We start from the raw sequence: 25,008 nt of genomic DNA, 5'->3' as shown, positions 1-25,008 counted from the left end.
GCGGGGGACCACGCCCTACGGGGCCGGGTCGTACAGGACCGAGGTCCTGTGGGCGCCCTCACTCCTTCCGGACCTCGAATGTGACCTGGGCCTCGAAGGCCGCACGCCGGGTGGCCCGCCGCAGCGCCTTCAGCAGGGTGGGCCCGATCGTGAGGGTGAGGACCACGGTGAGGACGGCGCGGCCCAGGTCCCAGCCGAGCGAGGTGGCCACGCAGTAGGCGAGGAAGCGGACCAGGTTGTCGTGCAGCGGGCCGCCCTCGACGAAGGAGATCCCGGAACCGAGCCCCGTCACGAGCGTCCAGCCCTGCAGGTTCATCACCGTGCCGTACGCGAACGCCGCCACACATCCGTACGCCGCGAGCATCAGCACCTCGCCCCTGCCCCGCAGCCGATCCGGGCCGGGCAGCAGGCCCGCGCCCATCGCGAACCAGCCCATCGACAGCATCTGGAACGGCATCCACGGACCCACCCCTCCTGTGAGCAGGGCGGAGGCGAACAACGTCACCGAACCGAGCATGAAACCGAAGCCGGGGCCCAGGACCCGGCCGCTCAGCACCATCAGGAAGAACATGGGTTCGAGGCCCGCCGTCCCCGCACCCAGGGGGCGCAGCGCGGCGCCCACCGCCGCGAGGACGCCCAGCATCGCGACCGCTTTGGCGTCCAGGCCGCCGTCCGCGACCGTCGCGACGACCACGCCGACGAGCAGGACGAGCAGCGCGGCGAACAGCCACGGCGCGTCCTGTGCGTGGGCGGTCACACCGGAGCCCTCGCCGGCCAGCAGCGGCCAGCCGAAGGCGATCACCCCGATCGCGCTGACCAGGACGAGTGCGGCGGCGGCACGCGGGCCGATACGGACCGGGCGCGCCGGACGGGAGCCGTTCACGCGGGGGGCTCCCCCGGGGCGGACGCTTCCAGTGCCGTACGTACCTGCGCCACGGTCAGCCACTCCTGCGGGGCCAGGATCTTCGCGGTCTGCGGGGCGAACGCGGGGGAGGAGACCACGACCTGCCGGGTCGGGCCGTCGGCGACGACTTCGCCGTCGGCGAGGATGACCACCCGCTGGGCCAGTTCCGCCGCCAGCTCCACATCGTGGGTGGCCAGGACGATGGCGTGGCCGTCGGCGGCCAGCGTGCGAAGCACCCCGACCAGGCGGGCCTTCGCCGCGTAGTCGAGGCCGCGCGTCGGCTCGTCCAGGAGGAGGAGCGGAGGCCGGGCGGTGAGCACCAGTGCCAGGGCCAGGGCGAGCCGCTGCCCCTCGGACAGGTCGCGCGGGTGGCTGCCGTCCGGCACCCCGGGCAGCAGCTCGGAGACCAGGGCACGGCAGCTGCCCGCGGGAGCGCCCGCGTCGGAGTCGGCCGCCGCGCACTCGCCGGCGACGGTGTCGGCGTACAGCAGATCGCGTGGCTCCTGCGGTACGAGCCCGACCCGGCGCACCATGTCGCGCGGGGCCGTACGGGAGGGGACCAGGCCGCCGACGCGCACGGAACCCGTGGTCGGCTCGATCATTCCGACGAGCGTGGACAACAGGGTCGACTTGCCCGCACCGTTGCGGCCCATCAGCGCCACGGTCTCGCCCGGTGCGACGGACAGCGTCACCCGGCGCAGCGCCTCGACGCGCCCGCGCCGTACACCCAGCTTCTCGACCCGGGTGACGGGATCGTCCGCACCGGGTCCGGGCGCGGTGCGCGGGCCACGGGCGAGCAGTCGGCCGATGAACCCCGGGGGTGCGGCGGCGGGAGCGGGGAGGGGGGCGACGACCGGGGGCGGGGACGAGGGCGGGGAGGCAGGCCCGGGGGGCGGCTGCACCTGCGCCAGCCGCTCCCGGAGCTCCGCACCCCGGCGCCGTGCGTCGCGTACCGACAGCGGCAACGGCTCCCAGCCCACCAGCCGGCCGAGGGCCACCACCGGCGGGCGTACGGGCGAGACGGCCATGATGTCCGCGGGTGCGCCGATGACCGGGGCCGCGCCGGGCGAAGGCAGCAGGACGATCCGGTCCGCGTACTGCACGACCCGCTCCAGCCGGTGCTCGGCCATCAGCACCGTCGTCCCCAGGTCGTGCACCAGACGCTGGAGCACCGCCAGCACCTCCTCGGCGGCGGCCGGGTCCAGCGCGGACGTCGGCTCGTCGAGGACCAGAACCTTGGGGTGCGGTGTGAGGACCGAGCCGATCGCGACGCGCTGCTGCTGGCCCCCGGAGAGCGTGGCGATCGGCCGGTCGCGCAGTTCTGCCAGACCCAGCAGGTCCAGCGTCTCCTCGACCCGCCGCCGCATCACATCGGGGGCGAGGCCCAGCGACTCCATGCCGTACGCCAGCTCGTCCTCGACCGTGTCCGTGACGAAGTGGGCGAGCGGGTCCTGGCCCACCGTGCCGACGAGATCGGCGAGTTCACGTGGTTTGTGGGTACGGGTGTCACGGCCGTCGACCGTGACCCGGCCCCTCAGCACACCGCCGGTGAAGTGCGGCACGAGACCCGAGACGGCACCCAGCAGAGTCGACTTGCCGACTCCGGACGGGCCGACGAGCAGCGCCAGTTCACCCTCGGGGACGGTGAGGTCGACGCCCGAGAGCGTGGGACGGTCCGTGCCCTCGTACTGCACCGAAACCTGTTCGAACCGGATCACGGCTGCTCCTTGGACGTGCGGGAGTTCGGCGGCGGGACGGGCGCCACCACGGCGGGCAACAGCCCGGCCAGCACCGCGGCAGCGGGCCACAGCGGCAGCACGGGAGCGATCAGCGGTACGACACCGGGGCGCAGCGCCGCCGGATCGACGCTCGCCGCCCAGATCATCGCCGCCGCGACCACCGCACCCGAGCCCGCGACCAGCCAGGCCCGTACACCCCACCGGTCGGGCCGGTAGCGGGTACGGACCGAGCGGCGCCCGCCGAGCCTGAGCCCGGCCATCGCCGCGACCAGCCCGGCGAGCAGCAGCGGCAGCCCGTACACCGCGCCCTGCACGGCCAGCAGGCCGTACGTTCCCGCGCACACGCCCAGCAGTCCGCCGAGCGTGAGCGCGTTCGTGGTGTGGCGGACGGCGGGCGGGACCTGGGCCGTGCGCCCGTACCCCCGCGCGTCCATCGACGCCGCCACGGCCACCGAACGCTCCAGCGCACCCTCCAGCACCGGCAGCCCGATCTGGAGCACCGCGCCGACCCCGCCCGTCGCCCGCCCCCGCAGCCTCCGGGCCGTGCGCAGCCGCACCACATCGGCGACCATGTTCGGCGCGAAGGTCATCGCGACGACGACGGCGACTCCCACCTCGTACAGGGCGCCCGGCAGCGACTTCAGGAGCCGGGCGGGGTTGGCCAGCGAGTTCGCCGCCCCCACACAGATCAGCAGGGTCGCGAGCTTCGCCCCGTCGTACGACGCGAAGACCAACTGCTCCCCGGTGACCCGGCCGCCGATCCTGACCCCCTGCGCCCAGTCGGGCAGCGGAACCTCGGGCAGCGTGAAGACCGTGTGCGTCCCGGGGATCGGCGATCCGAGGAACACGGAGAAGACCAGCCGCACACCGACGACGAACAGCCCCAGCTTGATGAACGCACCGTAGGAGCGGGCCCACGGGGCATCCGTCCGGCGGGCCGCCACCACGTAGCCCGCCACTCCCACCAGCAGCCCGAGCAGCAGCGGATTGGTCGTACGGGACGCGGCCGTGGCGAGGCCGAGCGCCCACAGCCACCAGGCACCGGCCGGCAGCGCGTTGCTGCGGGTGGCCTGGGGCGCGAGCAGCGCACGGTGGAGCCGGGCCGTGCCGGTGGAACGCGTCATCGCCGGCGTCGGGCCTGCAGCACCGCGGCGACACCCAGCAGGAGGACCGCGCCGACCCCGGCCAGCACACCGGCCGACGGACCGCCGCCGGAGGAGTCGGAGGCCCCGTCCGTGGCGGACGCCGTGGCCGGACTGCCGGCGTCCGAGGCGCCGGAGTCCTCACCGATCTGCTCGCCGCAGCCCGACGCGGGATAGTCGGAGATCGCACAGAGCATCGCGGAACTGTCGTACCGCAGCGGCTTCGCCACCGAGGCGAGTGCCTCGGCGGTGCTCGCGTCCGGCTCCACCCGGGCGCACGCGGTACGCAGCGCCGGCGGCTTCTCGCCGTCCGGGGCGTCCGCCGCCGTACCCGGGTCGATGACCAGCGCGATCCGCTTGCTGCCGTCCTTCGCGGGGGTGCCCGCACAGATCGCCGCGAAGTCCGGGGCGCGGCGCGGCTGCGCCGAATCCTGGGAGTCCTCGCTCACCGAGAACCGGAAGCCCTGCACCGCGCCGTCGTCCGGCCGGGCCAGGGACGGGCCCTGCGTGGCGTACGACCAGTTCTTCCCGCCGTCGCCCTCCCAGAACGACCAGTAGCGGTAACCGGCCGCCTGCGCGCTGCCCGCGCCCAGCACGGTCAGCAGAGCGCCGACGAGGAGGAGAAGCCCCGCGGTGACCGGCGTGCGCCTCACAGGCCCTGGTTCTTCCGGCGGCCGCTGAGCAGGAAGCCGATGCCCGCACCGAAGGCGAGACCGATACCGACGAGCCACCAGACACCCAGGCCGCCGTCGTCGCTGCTCGTGTCCTTCGGCTGCTGCGCCGACGCGGTCGGCGAGGGCACGGCGGTGGCGGCGGGCTTGGGGCCGGACGCGTTGAGCTGCTTGACGAGGTCGACGCCGCCGAAGTCTCGGGCGTCCGCGCCCGTCGCGTGTGCGGCGAGCACCAGCTGGGCCGTGGCGGCGGGGCCGCCCTCCTTGGCCCATGCCTGAGAGTTCTTCTGCAGGTAGGTGACCGCTCCGGCCGCCTTGTCCTTGTGGCCGGACGCCGCCAGGGCGACGACCGCGTCGGCGGTGTTGCCGAAGTCCGGCTGCGGTGCGGAGTCCTCGGCGCCCGGCATCGGGGGGAGGTCCAGATGACCCGACTTCGCGAGTGCGCCCGAGAGGTAGGAGGCCCCGTTCTGCGCGGACTGTTCGGCCGTGAGGCCGGTGCCCTTGTGGCAGACGGGGGCCTTCACCGCGTTGGAGGTGCCGGCGGCCAGGCCCTTGCCCATCGAGCCGAGCACCGCCGCCGCCGTGGCGTCCGCGTTGGCGGTGAGCTTGCCGTCCTTGTCCGGCTGGTACGCGAACGCGCCGCCGCCCTCGGTGCCGCACGGCAGGGCGAACGTCTGCAGCGCCGTGTACGGCGTCTTCCCGCCGTCGGTCGTGATGTCGGCCAGCGGCACACCCGCGCGGGCCAGCGCTCCGATCACGACGGCGGTGGAGTTGGCGTCGCTCGGGCTGCCCGGGTTGTACCCCCAGCCGCCGTCCTTGTTCTGCACGGACTTGAGGAAGCCGACGCCCTTGTCCACGACCTCGCGGTGCACGGCCAGTTCGACCATGGCCTGGACCGCGGCCGCGGTCGCGTTGGTGTCCGCCACCGTCTTCGCGTCGCAGGGCTTCGAGGAGTCGCGGTACGACGCGAAGGCGCCGTCGTCGCACTGCTGGCCCACCAGCCAGTCCACCGACTCCGTGGCGGGCGTGACCAGTTCGATCCTCTGGGCGAGGAAGGCCAGCGACTGTCGCCACACACCGTCGTACGTGGGGTCCTTCGTCCCGTACAGCCCGGCCGGCAGGTCCGCCGACGGGGAAGGACTCGGTGCGGCGACCGCTGCGGGGGCGGCTGCGGAACAGAGCACAGCGGTGATCGCGAGCGCTGCCGCGCGGCGGCGTACGGTCATGGCGGGCTGGGCCTCTCCTGCGAGGACCGGGCACAGGCACACGGATGCACCGGGCTCCGGCCCCGTATACCTCGACGGTGCCGGCCACCGGGGTTCCGGTGGCGCGAGCCGGTCACGCTCGCGGACGGGGCATTCCGGCTCACCGCCCCGGAGGGCGGATGACGGCTGCGGGTCAGCGCCGGATTCGCACCGGCTTCCCCCCGTACGGGCATGATGACGACCCGCTCACTCTACCGGGGCGCCTCGGCGCCCCTGTGTGCGGACGGCTCCGCACGCGGTGGACCTGCCGCAGGACGCCGGAGGAAAGGCCTTCCCAGCAGGTCAGAGTGCATGCGAAACTCCGGCGGGGATCGCACGGGCACCCGCCCGTGGGTGAGAACGACCGGGGCGGGAAGCACCTGTGCGAACGAGAAGAACGGTGGCCGTGACGGCCGCGGTGAGCGCATTCATGACCATGGCCGCAGGCTGCGGTCTCGTCGGCGGGAGCGACAGCGCGCCGACGGCGTCGCCGTCGCCCACCGCACCGTTCACCAAGCAGACGGTGGGCGACGAGATAGCGGCCCTCGCCGACGCGGCGGGATTTCCGCCCGGCGACACCTCCACGGCCGGCATGCCCGAGGGGGCCTGGCAGGACTGCGTGGCGCCCTGGACGGGGGACGCGCCCGCGGCGGACGCGGCCCGGGCCTTCGAGGCCACGGTCAAGGCGCTGCGCACCCAGGACTGGGAGATCGTCTCCAGCCACGCCGAGCAGGACGTCACCTTCCGTACCCTCGCCAAACGCGGGTGGAAGGTGTTCGCCCGGCACTACGCGATGGAGGGCTTCGGCACGGAGCAGATCGTGTCGCTCACAGCCGTCGAGGACGGCTGCGAGCTTCCCGAAGCGATCCGCGGCGACTACGAGGACCCGGCCTGACAACCGGAGTCCGCGATCACGAAGTGGCCGGCCGGTGACTCCCTGAGCGTGTGGGTGACGAACACGTTGTACAGCCCCATGTTCTGCGCGGAGCCGTTCGCGTACACGTAACCGCCCGAGGTGTACGCCCGCCCCGCCGTCACGTGCGCGTAGTTCGTCGCGGTGAAGCACCGGGCGGGGGCCGAACCTCCGGAGGTGGTCGCGGTCACCGCGGACGTGACGGCTCCGGCGGTGCCCGAGGAGTCGGCCGCCGCCACGGTGTAGCGGTAGGAGACCCCGGCGGACAGCCCGGTGTCGGTGAAGGACGCCGATGCGGGCGAGCCCACAGCGGTGCCGTCACGGAACACCTTGTACGAGGCAGCTCCCGCGACCGCGTTCCACGACAGCGACGCGGTGCTGTCGGTGACCCCGGTGACCTTCAGCCCGGCGGGGGCCGGCAGCCCGTCCCCACCGCCCGGGGCGCCCTTGTCCAGACCCCAGAACACACCCGTGTAGTACGTGGAGCAGAGGGTGTTCAGGAAGTACGCGGCCGTCGACCCGCACTGATCGGCGCCCGAGCCCGGGCCCACCGGCAGACCGTGCCCCATGCCGGACACGGAGAACATCTCCACGGCCGGCTGCCCGGAGGCGTCGTCGTAGGTGGTCTGCGTGGTGTTGCCGGGCAGGCTCCGGGTGCTGGACGGGGTCTGGCCGATGCCCCAGACATCGGTCCACTGGTCGCGCAGCGCGGTGGCGTTGGCCGGGTAGACCGTGTAGTCGGAGGTGCCCTGCCAGATCGCGACCCGGGGCCACGGACCGGTGTGGCCGGGGTAGGAGTTGCGGACCTTGTCGCCCCACTGGGCGGGCGTCAGCTTCTGCGGCCCGGTCTGGCAGCCGGACGCGGCGGCCTGGCTGGTGGCGCACTGCGCGGGCAGTCCGGAGGCCACGGACCCGCCCGCGAACACATCCGGGTACGCGGCGAGCAGATCCGCCGTCATGCCGCCGCCCGCGGAGAGCCCGGTGACGTACACCCGGCGGCCGTCGGAGCCGTACGTCTGCTTCGCGTACTCGACCATCTGCACGATGGACGCGGCCTCGCCCCGGCCCCGGGTGCTCTCCGCCTGGTCGAACCAGCCGAAGCAGGACAGCGCGTTGTTCGCCGACGTCGTCTGCGGGAACACGACGTCGAAGCCCCAGGCGTCGGCGAACTTCGGCCAGCCCGAGTTGGTGTAGTAGGCGTTGGCCGTCTGGGTGCAGCCGTGCAGGGCGACGACCAGCGGCGCTCCGGCCGCCAGGTTGTCCGGGGTGTACGAGAACATCTGCAGGTTGCCGGGGTTCGTGCCGAAGCCGGTGACCTGCGTCAGACCGGCGGCGGCCGCGGCCGGCGGGGCGGTCACCGCCGTACCGAGGGTCGCGGCGAGAAGACCGAGGACTGCGGTGGAGGCGACGCGGCGGAACAGGCGTCGCAGGATCGGTGGGCGCACGGTGGGGCCTCCCTGGTCGGACGTGCGGACTGCTGCCGGAACCTATGAGCCGGGCCGGGCGCCGCCCATGTGGCAGGGGGACATCCGCCGCGCCGCGCTGTGTGCGGCACTCCTCTTGCGTCCGGCTCCCGGCCCTCCGGCGTCCGGCTCCCGCCCTTCCGGCACCCGGCTGCCGCCCCGGATCCGCGCGCCCGCCGCTCCGCCCGCACCATGTACGCCGCCACCATGCCGTCGCCCGAGGGTGTGTGCACCGACCCCGTGTGATGCGGGCGGTGACGTCCTTACGGTGACGCTCATGCAGACTTCCCGGACCCCTGATCACGAACCCCCCACGCCCCCCGCGGACCGGCCCCTGGCCGGGCGCACCGCGATGGTCACCGGTGCGGCGAGCGGCATCGGACTGGCCTGCGCGCAGGCCCTCGCCGCCGCGGGCGCCCATGTGCACGTGGTGGACAAGGCCGCCGACGCCGTGAAGGAACTGGCCGATCGGATCGGCGGGACGGCCTGGGTGGCGGACCTCTCCGTGGCCGAGGCGGTGGACGCACTGCCCGACGGCGCTGACATCGTGGTCAACAACGCGGGGCTGCAGCACGTGGCGCCCGTGCACGACTTCCCGCCGGACCGCTTCACACTGATCCACCGGGTGATGGTGGAAGCACCGTTCCGCATCTTGCGCCGTACGCTCCCCGGCATGTACGAACGCGGCTGGGGGCGCGTCGTCAACATCTCGTCCGTACACGGGCTGCGCGCCAGCCCCTACAAATCGGCCTACGTCTCGGCCAAGCACGCACTGGAGGGACTCAGCAAGGTGGTCGCACTCGAAGCGGCGGAGCACGGGGTGACGAGCAACTGCGTCAGCCCCGGCTACGTCCGCACCCCACTCGTCGAGAACCAGATCGCCGACCAGGCCCGCAGCCACGGCATCTCGGAACAGGACGTGGTGGGCCGGGTGATGCTGGAGCGCAGCGCCATCAAGCGGCTGATCGAACCCGGCGACGTGGCCGGCGCCGTCCTGTGGCTGTGCGGTCCCGGCACGGGCCACATCACCGGAACCTCCCTCGCGATGGACGGCGGCTGGACCGCCAACTGACCTTCCGCCCGCTCCCCGAAGAACGATGGCCGCCATGTCTGAACCGTCCCCCTCCGCCGCCCCTCTCCTGGCGCGCCTCCTCGACCTGCTGGCCGACGACGCCCCCGCCGAGGAGATCGGCGCCATCACCTCGGAGGCCCGGGCCGCCGGGGTGTCCGCCGCCGAACTGGCCGAGGTGGAGCGGGCGGCCGCGACCGCCCTGCGGATCAGGGGAGTCCTGCGCCAGCACCGGCGCCGGGAACTCCAGCTCACCGCTCTCTTCGACACCGCGGGCGACCTGGCGGCTTCCCGGGACCTGGACGACGTGCTGAAGGCCATCGTGCGGCGGGCCAGGATGCTGCTGGGCACCGACACCGCCTACCTCACGCTCCCCGACGAGGAGGCGGGCGACACCTACATGCGGGTCACCGACGGATCGGTGTCCGTCCTCTTCCAGCGGCTGCGCCTCGAACTGGGCGAGGGCCTCGGCGGACTCGTGGCGCAGACGGCGAGCCCGTACGCCACCCCCGACTACCGCACCGACGACCGCTTCCGCCACACCCGCAACATCAACGCCGGTGTGCTGGACGAAGGGCTCGTCGCGATCCTGGGCGTGCCCCTGCTGCTCGGCTCCAGCCGCGGCGGTACGGGAAAGGTCATCGGCGTCCTCTTCGCCGCGGACCGGGCTCCCCGCGTCTTCAGCCCCGAGGAGGTGGCCCTGCTGTGCTCGCTGGCCGCGCACGCCGCGATCGCGATCGACACCGCCCGGGCACTGGACGACACCAGGGCGGCCCTCGCCGAACTCGCCGGGGCGAACGAAGAGCTCGCCGGGGCCAACGCCGCCGTGAGGGCGCACTCGGCCGCCATGCAACGGGCCGAGGAGGCCCACGACCGGCTCACCGACCTGGTGCTGCGCGGGGGCGACGTCAAGGATGTCGCCGCGTCCGTGGCGGGGCTGCTGGACAGTGCCCTGACCATTCACGATCCGGTCGGGCGGCCGCTGGCGGCCGTATCGCCGAACGGCGGGGTGTTCGCCGTCGACAGCATGGACGCGGGCTGGCTCGCCGGGACCGCCGAGGAGTCCCGGAGCGGGGGGCGCGCGGTGCACCGCGACGGCCGGTGGATCTGCGCCGTACTCGCCGGGCAGGAGCTTCTGGCCAGCCTGGTGCTGCACCGGCCGGACCACCTCGACGACTCCGACCGGCGGCTCTTCGAACGTGCCGCTGTCGTCACCGGTCTGCTCCTGCTGCTGCGCCGCACGGTCGCCGAGACCGAGAACCGCATACGGGGCGAGCTGATCAGCGATCTGCTCAGCGACCCGGAGCGCGACCCGGCGGGACTGGCCGAGCGGGGCAGACGGCTCGGTATCGATCTGGACCGGCCGCATCTGCTGCTCGTGGCGGAGGCGGCGGCCCGGGAGAAGCTCGGCGGCGCCGCGATGCGGTACCTGTTCGGTGGCGACATCCATGGAGTGAGCGCCGAACACGCGGGCACCGTGGTGCTGTTGATCGCCTGCGGAGGCCGGTCACCGATGTCCGCCGCGGCCGCCGGCGAGGCCGCGCGGGCGGCGGCCACGCAGCTCGGGTACCTGGTCCAGGCACCCGTCACCGTCGCCGGCACCGGGCCCGCCCGGGGCCCGCGCGAACTCGCCGCCGCCCATGCCGAGGCCGCGCGCTGTCTGCGGGCGATGCGGGTGCTCGGACGTACGGGCGAGGGCGCCTGTGTCGACGAACTCGGCTTCCTCGGCGTGGTGCTGGGAAACGCCAAGGACGTGGACGGCTTCGTGACGGCGGTGCTGGGCCCGCTGCTGCGGTACGACGAGCGGCGCGGCACGCACCTCGTCCGGACGCTGCGGGCGTACTTCGCCGCCGGGGGCAGCCTGATCCGGGCCAAGGACGAGCTGCACGTCCACGTGAACACGGTGGTGCAGCGGCTGGACCGGATCCAGGTGCTGCTGGGCCGCGACTGGAACGAGCCGGACCGGGCGCTGGAGCTCCAGCTCGCGCTGCGGCTGCAGCTGCTGTCGGGCGGCCGGGACGAGTGATCCGGGCCGCCCGGGGTGCGGATCCTGCTCTCAACCGCCGGACGTCTCCCGCCCGTTCGGTCCGGCATCCGCCAGCAGACTCTCGGCGATCCGGGTGGCCCCCGGCTCACCCGTGAGCACCGTGTAGTGGTTGACGCCGTCGATCCGTACCGCCCGGACCCCCGTGCCGGAGAGTCCCGCCGCTGCCAGTCGCGTCGCGTCGTACAGGCCCTGCTCCTCGTTCATCAGGCCGCGCTCCGCCCACAACAGCGTGGCCGGCTCCTGGAGTGTGCGTACCGCCGACAGCACCTCGTCCTCGAACAGGCCCATGCCGTCCGTGCGGACCGCCTCCAGCCGGCAGCTCGACCGCAGCGCGGGCTCCTCGCCCGTCAGATCGCGCTGGATGTACGCGTCCACCTCCGGCGACCAGGCGTCGCCCTGGAACGCCGGGTGGGCCTGCCAGAAGGCCCGGTACGCGGCGCGGTCGGAGAACGTCATCGACAGACGGTCCATGGCCGGGCCGATCACGGCCGTCAGCAGCTCGTCCGCGGACAGGTGCGTGGGGGCGGGGAAGCCGAATCCGCCGTCCACGAGCACCAGCGGACCGAAGCGGCCCGGATGCCGTACGGCGGCCAGCGCCGCCACGAACGCGCCCATCGAGTGGCCGGCCAGCACCACCCGGTCCCGGCCGAGCGCCCCGGCCAGTGCGGCGGCGTCGTCCGCGTGCGCGGCGATGCCGTACGGGCCGGGCAGTGCGGCACTCGCGCCGCGGCCGCGCAGATCGGGGGCGACCAGGGTGGCGCGGCCCGCGAGCACCCCCGCCACGGCGCCCCAGGAGAGCGCGTTGGCGGTGATGCCGTGGAGGGCCACGACCACCGGAGCGCCGGGGTCCCGGGCGGGCCAGCGCAGCGCTGCCAGTTCGCCGCCGGTCACGGGGACACGTATCTCCTCGTACGGTGTCACGGGTTCTCCTTACGGGGTCGGCGCAGACGGGACGGCAGACGGGCCAGGCCGCCGGGCAGCAGGTGTACCACGGCCACGAACAGCACCCCGAGCAGGAACAGCGGCTGGGAGAGCGGCACGCGCAGCACGGCGGGCAGGTCGGCGACCGCTCCCGACCCGGCGAGGTCGCCGAGCCGGTGGTCCGCCCAGGTGTAGAGGATGCCGCCGACCATCGGCCCCCAGCGGGTGCCGGACCCGCCCAGGACCACCATCACCAGCAGCGAGAGAGTGAAGTCGGAGGTGGTCGTCTGCGGGGTGGATCCGCCGGTGAGCAGCAGGTGGACGAGGCCGCCGACCGCCGCCAGCGCCCCCGCCAGTACGAAGGCGGTCAGCTTGAACCCGTACGGTTTCAGGCCCAGGACCTCCACCCGGCGTTCGTTCTCCTTGATGCCTTCCCAGACCCGTCCGGTGGGGGAGCGGACCGCCCAGTGGACGACGCCGAGGGTGAGGACGAGGTAGGCGAGAGCGATCCAGTAGAGGTTCGCGGTGTTGTCGATGCCGACCAGTGAGGACGGCAGCAGCTCCGCAGGAGCCGCCCGGCCCTCCTCGCCGCCGGTGAATCCGCCGGGGTTGCGGGAGACCAGGATCGAGCCCGCCTGGGCGAAGGCGAGTGTCACCATCGAGAAGCCGATGCCCGTGACCCGCAGGCTCACCGACCCCAGCACGAGGGCGAGCGCGATTCCGAAGCACACGCCCAGCACGGCGGCGACGGCGAACGGCAGGCCCGCCTCCAGCAGGAACATGTTGGTGGCGTAGCTGCCCGCCGCGAAGTACAGCGCATGCCCGAAGGAGAGCAGGCCCGTACGGCCGAGCAGCAGGTCGTAGCCCGTCGCAAGGGCCCCGAACAGCAGGCAGGTGGCGAGGAGTTGGAGACTTCCCGGGCTGCCGACCGGTCCGTCCAGCAGGCCCGGGAGGGGAAGCGCGCTGAACGGCGCGACGACCAGGAGCACCAGCACGGCGGCCGGCCACCGGCGCAGCAGCCGGGTGGCCCTCCCGGAGGCCGGGGGCGCGGTGGGCGCCGGTCCGCCGTCCGTACGGTCGGGTGTCTGGGTGGCGGTACTCACGCGAGCCTCCCGGTCAGTCCGCGCGGCCGGACGAGCAGCAGCGCGGCGAGCAGGACGACGACGGCCAGGTCGCCGAGGCCCGCTGCGGTGTAGTAGTTGGCGAACTGCTGGACCAGGCCGATGACCACGGCGGCCACTGCGGCGCCGGTCACCGACCCCATGCCTCCGGTGACCACCACGACGAACGCGAAGATCAGCAGCGAGGTGCCCTGACGGGGGTCGACCGAGCCGAAGTACAGCCCGCCGAGCGCCCCGCCGAGTGCGGCGGCGCAGCCGCCGATCGCGAAGACGAGGGTGAACGCCCTGCGGACGTCGATGCCGAGCGCGGTCACCATCGCCCGGTCCTCCACCCCGGCCCGCACGACCAGGCCGTGCCGGGTCCGGCCGAGGAAGAGGCGCAGCGCCACCAGGACGAGCACCGCCGCCGCGATCAGGACGAGCCGGTTGACGGGGACCTCGGCGCCCAGCAGGCCGAAGGTGCCTGACAGTGCCTGCGGTCCGGGGAAGGTCCGGGCGTCCGAACCCCAGATGCCCGACAGGAGGGCGGGGACGGCGAGTCCCACGCCGACCGTGGCGAGCACCTGCTCGCGCGGCCGGGTGTAGAGGGGGCGTACGACGGCCAGTTCGAGCAGTACGGCCGCGAGGGTGCCCACCGCCGTACCGAACAGCACGGCGAGGACGAAGCCCCAGCCGCCGGCATCCGCGCCGGGCAGGTTCCCGGAGGCCGCCCACCAGGTGCCGTAGGCGCCGATGGAAAGGAGCGCGCCGTGGGCGAAGTTGAGCACGTCCATCAGGCCGAAGATCAGCGAGAGCCCGGACGCGATGAGGAAGTAGAGCGCACCCAGACCGAGACCGGTCATGGTGAGCAGCACGATGGTGGACATCAGGAATCCGCCTCCGCGGGGTGTGTGGTGAGCGGGCCCTGTCCGACGCCGAGCAGCCGGCGGGTCGCCTCCGCGTCGCCGAGCAGCCCGTCCGCCGTGCCCCGGTGGGCCGTCCGGCCGTCGGCGAGCACCACGCAGTGCTCGGCGAGGCGCCGTACGACGGCGAGGTTCTGCTCCACCAGCAGGACGGGCACGGCCTCCGCCGCCCGTTCCAGCACTCCGGCCACCTCGGTGACCACCTTCGGCGCCAGGCCCTTGGTGGGCTCGTCGGCGATGATCAGCCGGTTGCCGTTGAGCAGGGTGCGGCCGATGGCCACCATCTGCTGCTGGCCGCCGGAGAGTGTCCCGGCCAACTGCCGTTCTCGGAGTTTCAGTTCGGGGAAGAGTTCATGCACCAGGGCATAGGCGGGCTCGCCAGCGCCGCGGCGCTCGGCCAGCCGAAGGTTCTCCGCCACGGTCAGCCCGGCGAAGATCCCGCGGTCCTCGGGGGCGTACCCGATGCCCCGCCGGACCAGTGTGTGCGTGGGCATCGCCACGGTCTCCTCGCCGTCGAGCCGCACGCTCCCGGCGCGCGGGACGAGACCGAGGATGCCGCGCACGGTCGTGGTCTTCCCTGCGCCGTTGCGGCCGAGCAGCGCGGTCACCCCGTGGCGTGCCACGTCCAGGTCGACGCCGTGCAGGATGTGCCTGCCGCCGATGAGGACCCGCAGGTCCCGCACGGCGAGCAGGACGTTCGGGTCGGACGTCACAGTCCCTCCCCGAGGTACGCCTGCTGGACGACCGGGTCGGCGGTCACGGCCTGCGGGGTGTCCAGCGCCAGCAGCCGGCCGTGGTGCATCACGGCGAGCCGGTCGGCGAGACCCAGCAGGACGTCCATGTGGTGCTCGACCATGAGGACGGTGCGGCCCTCGTCCCGGTGCAGGGTGCGGATCAGCTCGGTGAGCGCCGGGACCTCCTCCGCGCTCACCCCGGCCATCGGCTCGTCGAGCAGCATCAGCCGGGGCTCACCCACCAGCAGCACCGCCAGTTCCAGCTTGCGCTTCTCGCCGTGGGACAGCTCCGCGGCCGTCGCCCGGGCGCGGTGGCCGAGACCGGTGCGCTCCAGTACGCCGGTCACCTCGGCGGTGTACGGGGAAGCGCGCCGCCACAGCCGGTACGAGCCGCCGTGGCGGGCCTGTGCGGCCAGCCTGATGTGCTCGGCCACCGTCATCTGCGGCCAGAGGCTGGAGGTCTGGAACGTCCGGCCGATCCCGCGCTGCGCGCGGGTGTGCACGGGCAGCCCCGTGATGTCCGTACCGTCCAGCGCGAGGGTTCCCCCGGTCGGCGGGTTCAGTCCGCTGATCAGGTTGAACAGGGAGGTCTTTCCTGCCCCGTTGGGGCCGATGAAGGCAAGGAACTCGCCTTCGCGGACGCTCAGTGTGATGTCCTCGAGGATCGTCGCCCCGCCGACGCTCCAGCCGAGACCGTCCAGTCGGAGCACGGGAGCACGCGTACGCGCTCCCTCGTCGTGCGCGGTGATGGTGCCGGGTGCCGTCACCGCTCAGCCCGCCGAGGGCTTCACGGGCGGTGCGACCGCGTCCTTGGGCTGCGTGCTCAGCAGCTCGGGTTCGGCGGTGGCGCCCTTCCCGTTCAGTCTGGCCACGAACATCGGCTGAACCAGCGCGTGGTCCTCCGCGCGGATCTGCTCCTGGCCCTTCACACCGTCGAACGTCCAGCCCTCCAGGGCCTTCACCATGGCGGCGGTGTCGGTCGCACTGCCCTCCTTGACGGCCTGCACGATCATCTGCGCCGCGGTGAAACCGTCCGGGGTGAACAGGTCGGGGGTGCCGCCCGCCTTCGTGACCCCGTCGAGCATGGCCTTCTCCACGGCGTTCCCGCCGCCCGCGCCGGGGAAGTAGTGCGCGAGGAAGGAGACCTTGGCCCCGGCGGCTCCGAAGACCGGGTACGAGGCCGTTCCCGCGAGTCCGGTGACGACCTTGCTCGCGGTCAGCACCCCCTGCTGGTCGAGGGCCGTCCACAGGGCGGGGGCGGTCGCTCCGGCCCAGGCGACGAAGACCAGGTCGGGGCCGCCGGCTTTGACCTGCCGGGCGAACGGGGTCAGATCCGTGGCGCTGGGCGGGGCCAGGACGGAGCCGACCGTCGCGCCCTTCGCGCCGAGCACCGCCTTGACCGCGGCGACATTGGCCTGGCCGAAGGTGGAGTCCTGAGCCAGGACGGTGACCTTCTTGCCCGCGGCGTCGCCGAGCATCGTGCCCGCGGTGAGGATGTCCTGGTAGGACTGCCGGCCCGAGCGGAAGGTGTACTCGTTGATCCCGGTCACGGCATCCGTGGCGGCCGGGCCGTTCACGTACAGCACCTTGTTCTGTGCGGCCAGCGGGGCCATCTGGAGGGCGACGCCGGAGTCGGTGGTGCCGGCCAGCACCTTGTAGCCCTTGCCGATCAGGTTCTTCGCGGCCGAGACGGCCTTGCCGGGGTCGCCCGCGTCGTCCTGCTCGGTGACCTCGATGGTGTGGCCGTCGACCTTGCCGGTGCCCTGGGTGGCGTGGTCGAGGCCCGCCATGAACCCGTCGCGGTACTGCTTCCCGTACGCGGCGAGCAGTCCGGTGCGGGAGTAGACCAGGCCCACCTTGACGGTCTCGTCCTCCCCTCCGGCGGAGTCGCTGCCCGCCTGCCCCGCGGCGGTGCATCCCACCAGGAGCAGGCCGGCGGCCGCCAGCGCGGTCGCGGTCAGGGTTCTGTGCTGGACGGTGCCTTCGGCTCTGCGACGCATGGGGACCGGCTCCTCGGCATGGTTCGGGTGATGTCGGCCGAACCGTACGAACACCGTGGCGCCGTCGACATGGTGCAGGGCACCTCACCTGACGGGTGCACCGTGTGGGTGCCGTACATGGGGTGCCGGGCCGTGCCGCTCAGCGCCCGGCGGTGCCGCGTTCCGGAGCCGACGGGCCGACCAGCCGGCACACCGTCTCGATGTCACCCCTCACCTGCGCGATCGACGCCCGTCCCGACAGCCAGGTGATCAGCGCCGAGTACCAGGTGTGCTCGATGACGCGGACCACGGCCAGCTGCTCCTGGGTGGGGTTCTCCAGCCCCATCGCGTCCACGACGATCGCCGTCGTCAGACGCGAGACGGCATCCACCTCCGTGCTCGCACCGCGGTCGGCGAACGTCAGCGCCCGGACCATCGCATCCGCGAGATCCGGTTCGCGCTGGAGCGCCCGGAAGGCCCGCATCAGGGTCTCGGCGACCCGCTCGGCGGCGTCGTCCCCGGCGGGCGGCCGCTTACGGAGCGTGAGGTGCAGATGCTGGAGCCGGTCCTGCATGACGGCGACCAGCAGATGGATCTTGGAGGGGAAGTAGCGGTAGAGCGTTCCCAGGGCGACCCCGGCGGCGTCCGCCACCTCGCGCATCTGCACGGCCTCGAAACCGCCCCGGCCGGCGAGCTGCGCGCCCGCCTGCAGAATGCGGCGGCGGCGTGCCTCCTGGCGTTCCGTCAGGGGAGGCGCTGCCGGTCCGGGTTCCGCTGTCATCTGTCCCCATCCAAGGCTTCCGTCCGCACCGGAGGGCGGCACGCTGGTTCGCACCGCCGGTCCGGGCCGTGGGGACCGGCGCCGCTGCCGACGCCGCTGACCTGCGCAGCCGGTCGGTCCGCGGAGAAGGGAACCGGTTCCTCGTCCGGTGGGCACCGGCCTCCGGGGGCGCACAGCATGCCAGGGCGCCCGCCGTGGCGCGAATCACCTGATGCGGCCGTCACACCGACGCTACCTGCCGGTAGATTCGGTGCTGGTTGAACGACCGAGTCTGAAACTTGTTCTAGATTAGCGCGACCGGTTACGCTCCGGCGAAAACGCAGTGAGAAGGGGGCCGAGTGTGACCGCTGAGGCCATAGAGTCAGGCCCCTTCACGGGCAGCGGCGCATCGGACACCGACAGTGACCGTCCGTTGCGCATCGCCTTGCTGACCTACAAGGGCAACCCCTTCTGCGGCGGGCAGGGCGTGTACGTGCGCCACCTCGGCCGCGAACTGGCCCGGCTCGGCCACAGCGTCGAAGTGATCGGCGCCCAGCCCTACCCCGTGCTCGACGAAGGCGTTCCGCTCACCGAGCTGCCCAGCCTCGACCTGTACCGGCAGCCCGACCCGTTCCGCACCCCGGGACGAGGCGAGTACCGCGACTGGATCGACCTCGCCGAGGTCGCCACCATGTGGACCGGCGGCTTCCCCGAACCCCTCACCTTCAGCCTGCGCGCCCGGCGCCATCTCCTGGCCCGCCGCGGCGACTTCGACATCGTGCACGACAACCAGACGCTCGGCTACGGCCTGCTCGGCGACCTCGGCGCCCCCCTCGTCACGACGATCCACCACCCGATCACCGTCGACCGTCGACTCGACCTGGACGCCGCGCAATCCGGCTTCCGCCGGCTCTCCGTACGCCGCTGGTACGCCTTCACGCGCATGCAGAAGCGCGTCGCCCGCCGGCTGCCGTCCGTCCTCACCGTGTCCGGCTCCTCCCAGCAGGAGATCGTCGAACACCTCGGGGTACGCCCGGACCGCGTCCGGGTCGTGCACATCGGCGCCGACACCGACCTGTGGTCACCCGACCCCTCGGTCGCCGAGGTGCCCGGCCGGATCGTCACCACCTCCAGCGCCGACGTCCCGCTCAAGGGCCTCGTCCACCTCGTCGAGGCCCTCGCCAAGCTCCGTACCGAGAACCCGCACGCGCACCTCGTGGTCGTCGGCAAGCGGGCCGAGGACGGACCCGTAGCCCAGGCCATCGAGCGCTACGGACTCCAGGACGCCGTCGAGTTCGTCAAGGGCATCAGCGACGCCGAACTCGTCGGCCTCGTCCGCAGCGCCCAGATCTCCTGTGTCCCGTCGCTGTACGAGGGCTTCTCCCTCCCCGCCGCCGAGGCCATGGCCACCGGCACCCCGCTCGTCGCCACGACCGGCGGCGCCATCCCCGAGGTCGCGGGGCCCGACGGGGAGACCTGCCTCGCCGTGCCTCCCGGCGACGCCGGGGCCCTGGCCGCCGCACTCGGCCGGCTGCTCGGCGACCCGGAGCTGCGCGCCCGCCTGGGTGCGGCAGGCCGTGCACGGGTGCTCGCCAACTTCACCTGGGCCAGGGCGGCCCTCGGCACCGCCGAGCTGTACCGTCAGGCGATCGCCGCCAGGAGAGCCCGCAGGTGACCTCCGCCGCTGCCCCCGGACCCCGTACCTCCGACCTCGAAGGCAGGCCCTCGTGCTGACCGTCGACTTCACCCGCTTCCCGCTCGCCGCAGGCGACCGGGTGCTCGATCTGGGCTGCGGCGCAGGCCGTCACGCCTTCGAGTGCTACCGGCGCGGCGCCCAGGTGGTGGCTCTCGACCAGAACGGCGAGGAGATCCGCGAGGTCGCGAAGTGGTTCGCCGCGATGAAGGAGGCCGGGGAGGCCCCCGAGGGTGCCACGGCCACCGCCATGGAGGGTGACGCGCTCAACCTGCCGTTCCCCGACGACTCCTTCGACGTCGTGATCATCTCCGAGGTGATGGAGCACATCCCCGACGACAAGGGCGTGCTCGCCGAGATGGTCCGAGTGCTGAAGCCCGGCGGCCGGATCGCGATCACCGTGCCCCGCTACGGCCCCGAGAAGATCTGCTGGACGCTCTCCGACGCGTACCACGAGGTCGAGGGCGGGCACATCCGGATCTACAAGGCCGACGAGCTGCTCGGCAGGATCCGCGAGGCCGGACTCAAGCCCTACGGCACCCACCACGCACACGCGCTGCACAGCCCCTACTGGTGGCTCAAGTGCGCCTTCGGCGTCGACAACGACAAGGCGCTGCCGGTGCGCGCCTACCACAAGCTGCTGGTCTGGGACATCATGAAGAAGCCGATGGCCACCCGGGTCGCCGAGCAACTGCTCAACCCCGTAGTCGGCAAGAGTTTCGTGGCGTACGCGACCAAGCCGCACCTCCCGAAGGCCGAGGCGTGAGCACACCTGAACGGACCGAGCACCTCGTCCTGCCCGGAGTCCTCACCGCCGAACAGGCCGCCGAGTCCGTGGCCGCGCTGCGCGCCGTGCAGCGCGAGGACGGGGCCCTGCCCTGGTTCCGCGGCCACCACCTCGACCCGTGGGACCACACCGAGGCCGCGATGGCCCTCGACGCGGCCGGTGAGCACGAGGCCGCGGCACGCGCCTACGCGTGGCTGGCCCGTCATCAGAACGAGGACGGCTCCTGGTACGCCGCCTACCACGACGGCGACCCCGAGCAGCCCACCGACCTCGGCCGCGAGACCAACTTCTGTGCCTACGTGGCCGTCGGCGTCTGGCACCACTACCTCGCCACCGGTGACGACGCGTTCGCCGACCGGATGTGGCCGACGGTCTACGCCGCCATCGAGTTCGTGCTGCGACTGCAGCAGCCCGGCGGCCAGATCGGCTGGAAGCGCGAACCCGACGGCACCCCCGTCACCGACGCCCTGCTGACCGGCTCCTCCTCCATCCACCAGGCGCTGCGCTGCGCCCTGGCCCTCGCCGAACAGCGCGAGGAGCCGCAGCCCGACTGGGAGCTGGCGGCCGGAGCGCTCGGCCACGCGATCCGCAACCACCCCGAGCGCTTCCTGGACAAGGACCGCTACTCGATGGACTGGTACTACCCGGTCCTCGGCGGAGCGCTCACCGGGCCCGCCGCGACCAAGCGGATCGAGGAGGGCTGGGACCGCTTCGTCGTGCCCGGCCTCGGGGTGCGCTGTGTGCTGCCCAACCCCTGGGTGACGGGCGGCGAGAGCTGTGAACTGGCGCTTGCGCTCTGGGTGACCGGGGAGTCCGACCGGGCACTGGAGATCCTGCAGTCCGTCCAGCACCTGCGCGCCGAGGGCGGCATGTACTGGACGGGATACGTCTTCAAGGGCGAGCGGGCCTTCTGGCCCGAGGAACTCACCACGTGGACCGTGGGTTCACTGCTGCTCGCGGTGGCCGCGCTCGGTGGGGACGAGGCGACCACCGCGGTCTTCAGCGGCGAACGGCTGCCGACGGGTCTGGAACCCGACTGCTGCGGCTAGGGACTGCTGGGGACCACTAGAAGCGGCGGATCCGGCCCGCCACGGCGTGCCCGATGAAGAGGTAGACGACTGCGGCCAGACCGTAGCCCGTGACGACCCGCGCCCACGCTTCGTCGAAGGTGAACAGGTCGTACGACCACCCGGCCAACCAGCGGGCCGAGTCCTGGACGAACTCCACCAGGTCGTTGGCCCGGTTGGCGTCGAGCAGGTACATCAGGATCCACAGAATGATGATGAACGCCATGATGTCCGCGACGACGGCGATGAGTCGTGCGGCGGTACTGCTTCCTGTGCCTGTTCTGGGAGACATGCTCTCCGGATTGCCGCTTTACGGTGAGTGAAACCCGTACGGCGTGTGCCGAGTGGCGGCCCGCCCCCGCACGGGCGAGCCTGGCGGCGAGTGCCGAGCCGCGTCACTCGCCGTGAGACGCCCGGTCAGGGAGGCCCGCCGTGCCCCGTTCCGTCCCGCTCCGCCGGCTGCTCGTGGCGTTGCTGCTGTCCTGCACCGTGCTCGTGGGCGGCACCGCCTGCGGCGATTCGGACACCGGCGCGAGCAGCGACACGAGCAGCAGTGCGACAGCGAGCCCCACGACCTCGGCAGAGGCCCAGAAGTACGCCAAGGCACGGTTCGTGGCCAACGCGGGACTGGCGGCCGGAGCCGCCTACCAGTGGATCGTGAAGCCCTATCGCGCGGGCAGGTTCAAGAAGGGCGCCGACGGGCGGACGATTGCCGTCGTCAAGGCGGGCCTTGCGGGCGCGTTCGCGTACAACAGGCTCAAGGCCGCGGCGGACAACGCCAAGGGCGATCCGCTCCTGTCGAAGGCCGTGGCACCGCTGACGGCCGGAATCGCATCGCTCAAGGGGATGGCCACCAAATTCGCCAAGGGCGAAGCGGGTGCCGGCGACGTCGGCGCCTTCGAGAACGTCATCAACAGCATCAAGGACGCGGGAAAGAGCGCGGGTGCCGAGGTGACGGACAAGATCCCGTCCACTTCTCAACTCGGCGGATAATCCAGGTGAGAGACCTGCGCACCGCATTAGGGTGCCAGGATGACCTCCCTTGCGCATGACCAGTACTGCGACGAAATCCTGCGCCAGACAGACGCGTTGAGAGCAGCGGTCAAAGGTGCGGACCTGACCGCGCGAGTCCCCACGTGCCCCGACTGGAGTCTGCGCGATCTCGTCGTCCACGTCGGGGGAGCCCACCGCTGGGCCGGCGAGATCGTCCGCACCCGGGCCACCGAAGAGATCCCCGACGAGCAGGTACCGAACGCCGAAGGACCCGGCGACGACGACCCGGGGGCGCTCGACACCTGGCTGGCCGAAGGAGCCGCCGCGACCGTGGCCGCCCTGCGCGAGGCCGGTCCCGACACGGCCGTCTGGACGTGGGCGTGGGAGCAGCGGACGGCCTTCTGGGCCCGCCGCATGGTGCACGAGACCGTCGTCCACCGCGCGGACGCGGCCCTGACGACGGGAACCGTGTACGAGGTGGTACCCGACGTGGCGGCCGACACGATCGACGAGTGGCTGCAGATCGTCGCCTTCTCCCAGGCCGAGGGCGACCCCGAGGCGGCCGAACTGCGCGGCGGAGGCCGCTCCTTGCACCTGCACGCCACGGACGTGCCGGGTGCCGAGTGGCTGATCGAGTTCGGGGAGGAGGGCTTCACCTGGCGCCGGGCCCACGAGAAGGCGACGGTGGCCCTGCGCGGCCCGCTGACCGAGCTCATGCTGGCGTTCAACCGGCGGCAGAAGCCGGACGAGGGAGGGCTGGAAGTGCTGGGGGACAGGGACCTGCTGGACTTCTGGCTGGAACGGTCGTCGTTCGGCTGAGCTGTTCCCGTACGACAGCGGCCCCCACCCATCCGGGCGGGGGCCGCTGACCGTGTGCGGGACGACTCAGCCGCGCTGGATGCCCGTCGTGTCCTGCAGGACGCCACGACGGCCGTCCTGCGTCTGGGCGATGAGGCCCGGACCACGCTGCTCGACCGCGAGGTACCAGGTACCCGGCGCGAGTTCCGCGATCGGGTTCGGTGCGCCGTCCTCGCCGTACAGCGGACGGGCCACCGGCACGGCGAACCAGAACGGCGTGAAGTCACCGGCCGGTGCTCCGCCGCCCTGGGGAGCCTGCGCCGCCTGCTGCGGGTCCGGCTGACCGGGCTGGCCCGGCTGTGCACCGTACGGCTGGGGCTGGCCCGGCTGCGCACCGTACGGCTGCGGCTGACCACCGGGGTAGCCGTAGCCCTGGCCGGGCTGCGGCTGTGCGCCGTACGGCGGCTGAACGGCCTGCGCGGGGCGCGGGGCGCCCATGAGCGGGGCCTTGAGGGCGGGAACCAGCGGGGTGGCCACCGCGCCGCCTGCCAGCGCGATGGTCGCCAGCAGCCCGAGGATCAGACCGGCGCCCGCGTTGCTGGCGTCGATGATCGTCCAGAACATGGTCCACAGCGCGAACACCGTGAAGGCGGTGCCGAACTGACCGAGGTCGAGCCCCACGACCTTGCGGCCCGGCATGGAGCGGCTCACGATCAGCAGCGCCGCACCGATGATGCCGGCCAGGTAGATGCCCATCAGGAGCGAAAGCGTGTCCCAGGCGTTCGAGCTGAAGCCGGAGCAGTCGACGCCGGAGGGGCAGTCGACGCCGAAGAGGTCGAGGAAAGAGGCGATGAACAGCACGACCGCTGCTCCGATCACCACGCCGTCGCCTCGAGTGAGGGAGCGGATATTCACGTGAAGGTCCTTAGTCGGTCGTCTCGTCGGGGCGGTCGTCGATGCCGCCTGAACGGCGGGTACGGCGCGAAGCTCGGGGGCGGCTCCCCATCGTACGGATGAATCTATCGTCTGCCCGGGCGGGTTGTGTGCCTGCCCGGACCTCGGACGGACTATCCCCCCAATGTCTCGCCACTATCACCGCAGTTCTACCGCTTGAGGTAGCTGCTGATGCCCTCGGCGATGCCGAGTGCCGCCTTCTGACGCCAGTCCGCGCTCGTGAGCAGAGCGGCGTCCTTCGGGTCACGCATATTGCCGCATTCGACGAACACTTTGGGCACGGTCGACAGATTCAGGCCGCCGAGATCCTTGCGGGTGTCCAACCCCGTATTGCCGCCGATGTAATTGGAGGGCGCGCTTCCGGTAATGCGGACGAACTTTCCCGCGATCCGTTCGCCGAGATCGCGCGACGGAGCCACGATTTTCGCCGTGTCCGCGGCACCGCCGCGCACCGATGCGGGGAGGATCACATGAAAGCCCCGGTTACCGGCCGCGGAACCGTCCGCGTGGACGGAGACGACGGCATCGGCGCGGGCCTCGTTGCCGATCCGGGCCCGCTCGTCGACGCACGGGCCGAACGGGCGGTCGTCGTCCTGGGTGAGGACGACCTTCGCGCCCTGGGCCTCCAGCAGCGTACGCAGCCGGCGCGAGACGTCGAGGGTGAACCGGGCTTCCGCGTAACCGGAGTTGGTGGCGGTGCCCGTGGTGTCGCACTCCTTGTGCCCCGTACCGATGTCCACCTGGCGGTTGATCTCGGCCGTGCGGTCGCGGTTGCGGGGGTTGTGCCCCGGGTCGATCACCACGGTCCTGCCCGTGAGCGGCCCCTTCGGCAGAGGCTTCACGGAGACGGACCCGGACGCCGCGGGGGAGGGGCTCCGCGACTCCGCTGCGGACGGGGAGGGGGACGCGGACCCGGCCCCGGACGGCTCGGCCGCGCTGCTCCCGGGCAGGGGCTGCGCCTGCCCGGGAGCGGGACCGCCGTCGCCCCCGCACCCCGAGGCGGTCAGGCAGACGGACGCCAGCACCACGGCGGCGAGCACGGGCCTGCGGGGCGCGGCGACGCGCGGTGCGGGGGGAGGAACGCTGTCGTCGTAGAGCACGTCGCGA

General features: G+C 72.6%; 24 protein-coding genes and 1 riboswitch. Of the genes, 8 read left to right on the top strand and 16 right to left on the bottom strand.

Annotation, left to right across the window (positions count from 1 at the left end):
- Positions 1-58 precede the first annotated feature (58 nt).
- From ABZS61_RS01245 to ABZS61_RS01225, 5 genes are read right to left on the bottom strand one after another with little or no spacing between them, the layout of a single operon-like run.
- Positions 59-883 (bottom strand): ECF transporter S component, encoded by an 825-nt coding sequence (locus ABZS61_RS01245; protein ID WP_356414268.1) that lies wholly within the window; start codon positions 881-883, stop codon positions 59-61.
- On the bottom strand, positions 880-2,622 hold the full coding sequence (locus ABZS61_RS01240; RefSeq protein ID WP_356414265.1) for an ATP-binding cassette domain-containing protein: 1,743 nt from the start codon (positions 2,620-2,622) through the stop codon (positions 880-882). The genes ABZS61_RS01245 and ABZS61_RS01240 overlap by 4 nt, the downstream gene beginning before the upstream one ends.
- A complete protein-coding gene (locus tag ABZS61_RS01235; protein WP_356414262.1) occupies positions 2,619-3,767 on the bottom strand; it encodes an energy-coupling factor transporter transmembrane protein EcfT in 1,149 nt (382 codons plus the stop codon). Before ABZS61_RS01235 ends, ABZS61_RS01240 begins: the two co-directional genes overlap by 4 nt.
- A complete protein-coding gene (locus tag ABZS61_RS01230) occupies positions 3,764-4,438 on the bottom strand; it encodes an SCO2322 family protein (RefSeq protein WP_356414259.1) in 675 nt (224 codons plus the stop codon). Before ABZS61_RS01230 ends, ABZS61_RS01235 begins: the two co-directional genes overlap by 4 nt.
- Positions 4,435-5,682, bottom strand: a complete 1,248-nt coding sequence (locus tag ABZS61_RS01225) for a prenyltransferase/squalene oxidase repeat-containing protein (RefSeq protein ID WP_356414256.1) — start codon at positions 5,680-5,682, stop codon at positions 4,435-4,437. The genes ABZS61_RS01230 and ABZS61_RS01225 overlap by 4 nt, the downstream gene beginning before the upstream one ends.
- A gap of 105 nt (positions 5,683-5,787) precedes the next feature.
- Positions 5,788-5,922, bottom strand: a riboswitch (cobalamin riboswitch).
- Positions 5,923-6,130: 208 nt separating this feature from the next.
- Between ABZS61_RS01225 and ABZS61_RS01220 the strand changes: the two genes are divergently transcribed.
- Entirely contained in the window at positions 6,131-6,595 is a 465-nt protein-coding gene (locus tag ABZS61_RS01220) for a hypothetical protein (RefSeq protein WP_356414253.1), read from the top strand.
- Here the strand turns inward: ABZS61_RS01220 and ABZS61_RS01215 are convergent.
- Complete coding sequence (locus ABZS61_RS01215; RefSeq protein WP_356414250.1) at positions 6,577-8,058, bottom strand: PHB depolymerase family esterase; 1,482 nt, start codon at positions 8,056-8,058, stop codon at positions 6,577-6,579. The genes ABZS61_RS01220 and ABZS61_RS01215 overlap by 19 nt on opposite strands.
- 295 nt (positions 8,059-8,353) lie before the next feature.
- Between ABZS61_RS01215 and ABZS61_RS01210 the strand changes: the two genes are divergently transcribed.
- Complete coding sequence (locus ABZS61_RS01210) at positions 8,354-9,148, top strand: 3-hydroxybutyrate dehydrogenase (protein WP_356414247.1); 795 nt, start codon at positions 8,354-8,356, stop codon at positions 9,146-9,148.
- 34 nt (positions 9,149-9,182) lie between these two features.
- On the top strand, positions 9,183-11,171 hold the full coding sequence (locus ABZS61_RS01205) for a GAF domain-containing protein (protein WP_356414244.1): 1,989 nt from the start codon (positions 9,183-9,185) through the stop codon (positions 11,169-11,171).
- Positions 11,172-11,201: 30 nt separating this feature from the next.
- Here ABZS61_RS01205 and ABZS61_RS01200 read toward each other — a convergent pair whose 3' ends face one another.
- The 7 genes from ABZS61_RS01200 to ABZS61_RS01170 form a co-directional block, all read right to left on the bottom strand.
- A complete protein-coding gene (locus ABZS61_RS01200; RefSeq protein WP_356414241.1) occupies positions 11,202-12,113 on the bottom strand; it encodes an alpha/beta hydrolase in 912 nt (303 codons plus the stop codon).
- Positions 12,110-13,216: a branched-chain amino acid ABC transporter permease gene (locus ABZS61_RS01195; RefSeq protein ID WP_356414238.1), complete on the bottom strand. Its 1,107-nt coding sequence runs from the start codon at positions 13,214-13,216 to the stop codon at positions 12,110-12,112. Before ABZS61_RS01195 ends, ABZS61_RS01200 begins: the two co-directional genes overlap by 4 nt.
- Positions 13,213-14,100, bottom strand: a complete 888-nt coding sequence (locus ABZS61_RS01190; protein ID WP_356414235.1) for a branched-chain amino acid ABC transporter permease — start codon at positions 14,098-14,100, stop codon at positions 13,213-13,215. Before ABZS61_RS01190 ends, ABZS61_RS01195 begins: the two co-directional genes overlap by 4 nt.
- Complete coding sequence (locus tag ABZS61_RS01185; protein WP_356414232.1) at positions 14,100-14,849, bottom strand: ABC transporter ATP-binding protein; 750 nt, start codon at positions 14,847-14,849, stop codon at positions 14,100-14,102. The genes ABZS61_RS01190 and ABZS61_RS01185 overlap by 1 nt, the downstream gene beginning before the upstream one ends.
- Positions 14,846-15,637 carry an ABC transporter ATP-binding protein gene (locus tag ABZS61_RS01180; protein ID WP_356414229.1) on the bottom strand — a complete coding sequence of 264 codons (792 nt, stop codon included), beginning with the start codon at positions 15,635-15,637 and terminating at the stop codon, positions 14,846-14,848. Before ABZS61_RS01180 ends, ABZS61_RS01185 begins: the two co-directional genes overlap by 4 nt.
- Positions 15,638-15,640: 3 nt before the next feature.
- A complete protein-coding gene (locus tag ABZS61_RS01175) occupies positions 15,641-16,870 on the bottom strand; it encodes a substrate-binding domain-containing protein (RefSeq protein WP_356414226.1) in 1,230 nt (409 codons plus the stop codon).
- Between the two features lie 139 nt (positions 16,871-17,009).
- The gene (locus ABZS61_RS01170) at positions 17,010-17,630 is read right to left on the bottom strand and encodes a TetR family transcriptional regulator (RefSeq protein ID WP_356414223.1); all 621 of its coding nucleotides are present in this window, start codon (positions 17,628-17,630) and stop codon (positions 17,010-17,012) included.
- 340 nt (positions 17,631-17,970) lie between these two features.
- Between ABZS61_RS01170 and ABZS61_RS01165 the strand changes: the two genes are divergently transcribed.
- The 3 genes from ABZS61_RS01165 to ABZS61_RS01155 are packed head-to-tail and all read left to right on the top strand — an operon-like array spanning position 17,971 to position 21,138.
- On the top strand, positions 17,971-19,284 hold the full coding sequence (locus tag ABZS61_RS01165) for a glycosyltransferase family 4 protein (protein ID WP_356414220.1): 1,314 nt from the start codon (positions 17,971-17,973) through the stop codon (positions 19,282-19,284).
- Positions 19,285-19,336: 52 nt separating this feature from the next.
- The gene (locus tag ABZS61_RS01160) at positions 19,337-20,068 is read left to right on the top strand and encodes a methyltransferase domain-containing protein (protein WP_329211574.1); all 732 of its coding nucleotides are present in this window, start codon (positions 19,337-19,339) and stop codon (positions 20,066-20,068) included.
- Complete coding sequence (locus ABZS61_RS01155; RefSeq protein ID WP_356414216.1) at positions 20,065-21,138, top strand: prenyltransferase; 1,074 nt, start codon at positions 20,065-20,067, stop codon at positions 21,136-21,138. The genes ABZS61_RS01160 and ABZS61_RS01155 overlap by 4 nt, the downstream gene beginning before the upstream one ends.
- Positions 21,139-21,154: 16 nt before the next feature.
- Here ABZS61_RS01155 and ABZS61_RS01150 read toward each other — a convergent pair whose 3' ends face one another.
- A complete protein-coding gene (locus ABZS61_RS01150) occupies positions 21,155-21,448 on the bottom strand; it encodes a hypothetical protein (protein WP_356414213.1) in 294 nt (97 codons plus the stop codon).
- A gap of 140 nt (positions 21,449-21,588) precedes the next feature.
- Between ABZS61_RS01150 and ABZS61_RS01145 the strand changes: the two genes are divergently transcribed.
- Entirely contained in the window at positions 21,589-22,149 is a 561-nt protein-coding gene (locus ABZS61_RS01145) for a hypothetical protein (RefSeq protein ID WP_356414210.1), read from the top strand.
- A 39-nt stretch (positions 22,150-22,188) separates the two neighbouring features.
- On the top strand, positions 22,189-22,968 hold the full coding sequence (locus ABZS61_RS01140) for a maleylpyruvate isomerase family mycothiol-dependent enzyme (protein ID WP_356414207.1): 780 nt from the start codon (positions 22,189-22,191) through the stop codon (positions 22,966-22,968).
- Positions 22,969-23,034: 66 nt separating this feature from the next.
- Here ABZS61_RS01140 and ABZS61_RS01135 read toward each other — a convergent pair whose 3' ends face one another.
- On the bottom strand, positions 23,035-23,862 hold the full coding sequence (locus tag ABZS61_RS01135) for a hypothetical protein (RefSeq protein ID WP_356414204.1): 828 nt from the start codon (positions 23,860-23,862) through the stop codon (positions 23,035-23,037).
- A 188-nt stretch (positions 23,863-24,050) separates the two neighbouring features.
- Complete coding sequence (locus ABZS61_RS01130; protein ID WP_356414201.1) at positions 24,051-25,001, bottom strand: N-acetylmuramoyl-L-alanine amidase; 951 nt, start codon at positions 24,999-25,001, stop codon at positions 24,051-24,053.
- Between the last annotated feature and the right edge of the window lie 7 nt (positions 25,002-25,008).

Origin of the sequence: Streptomyces sp. NPDC005566 (assembly GCF_040605575.1) — a bacterium.
Lineage (GTDB): Bacteria > Actinomycetota > Actinomycetes > Streptomycetales > Streptomycetaceae > Streptomyces.
Note: the sequence above shows the minus strand (reverse complement) of the source record. Positions and strands in the feature narration are given on the sequence as shown.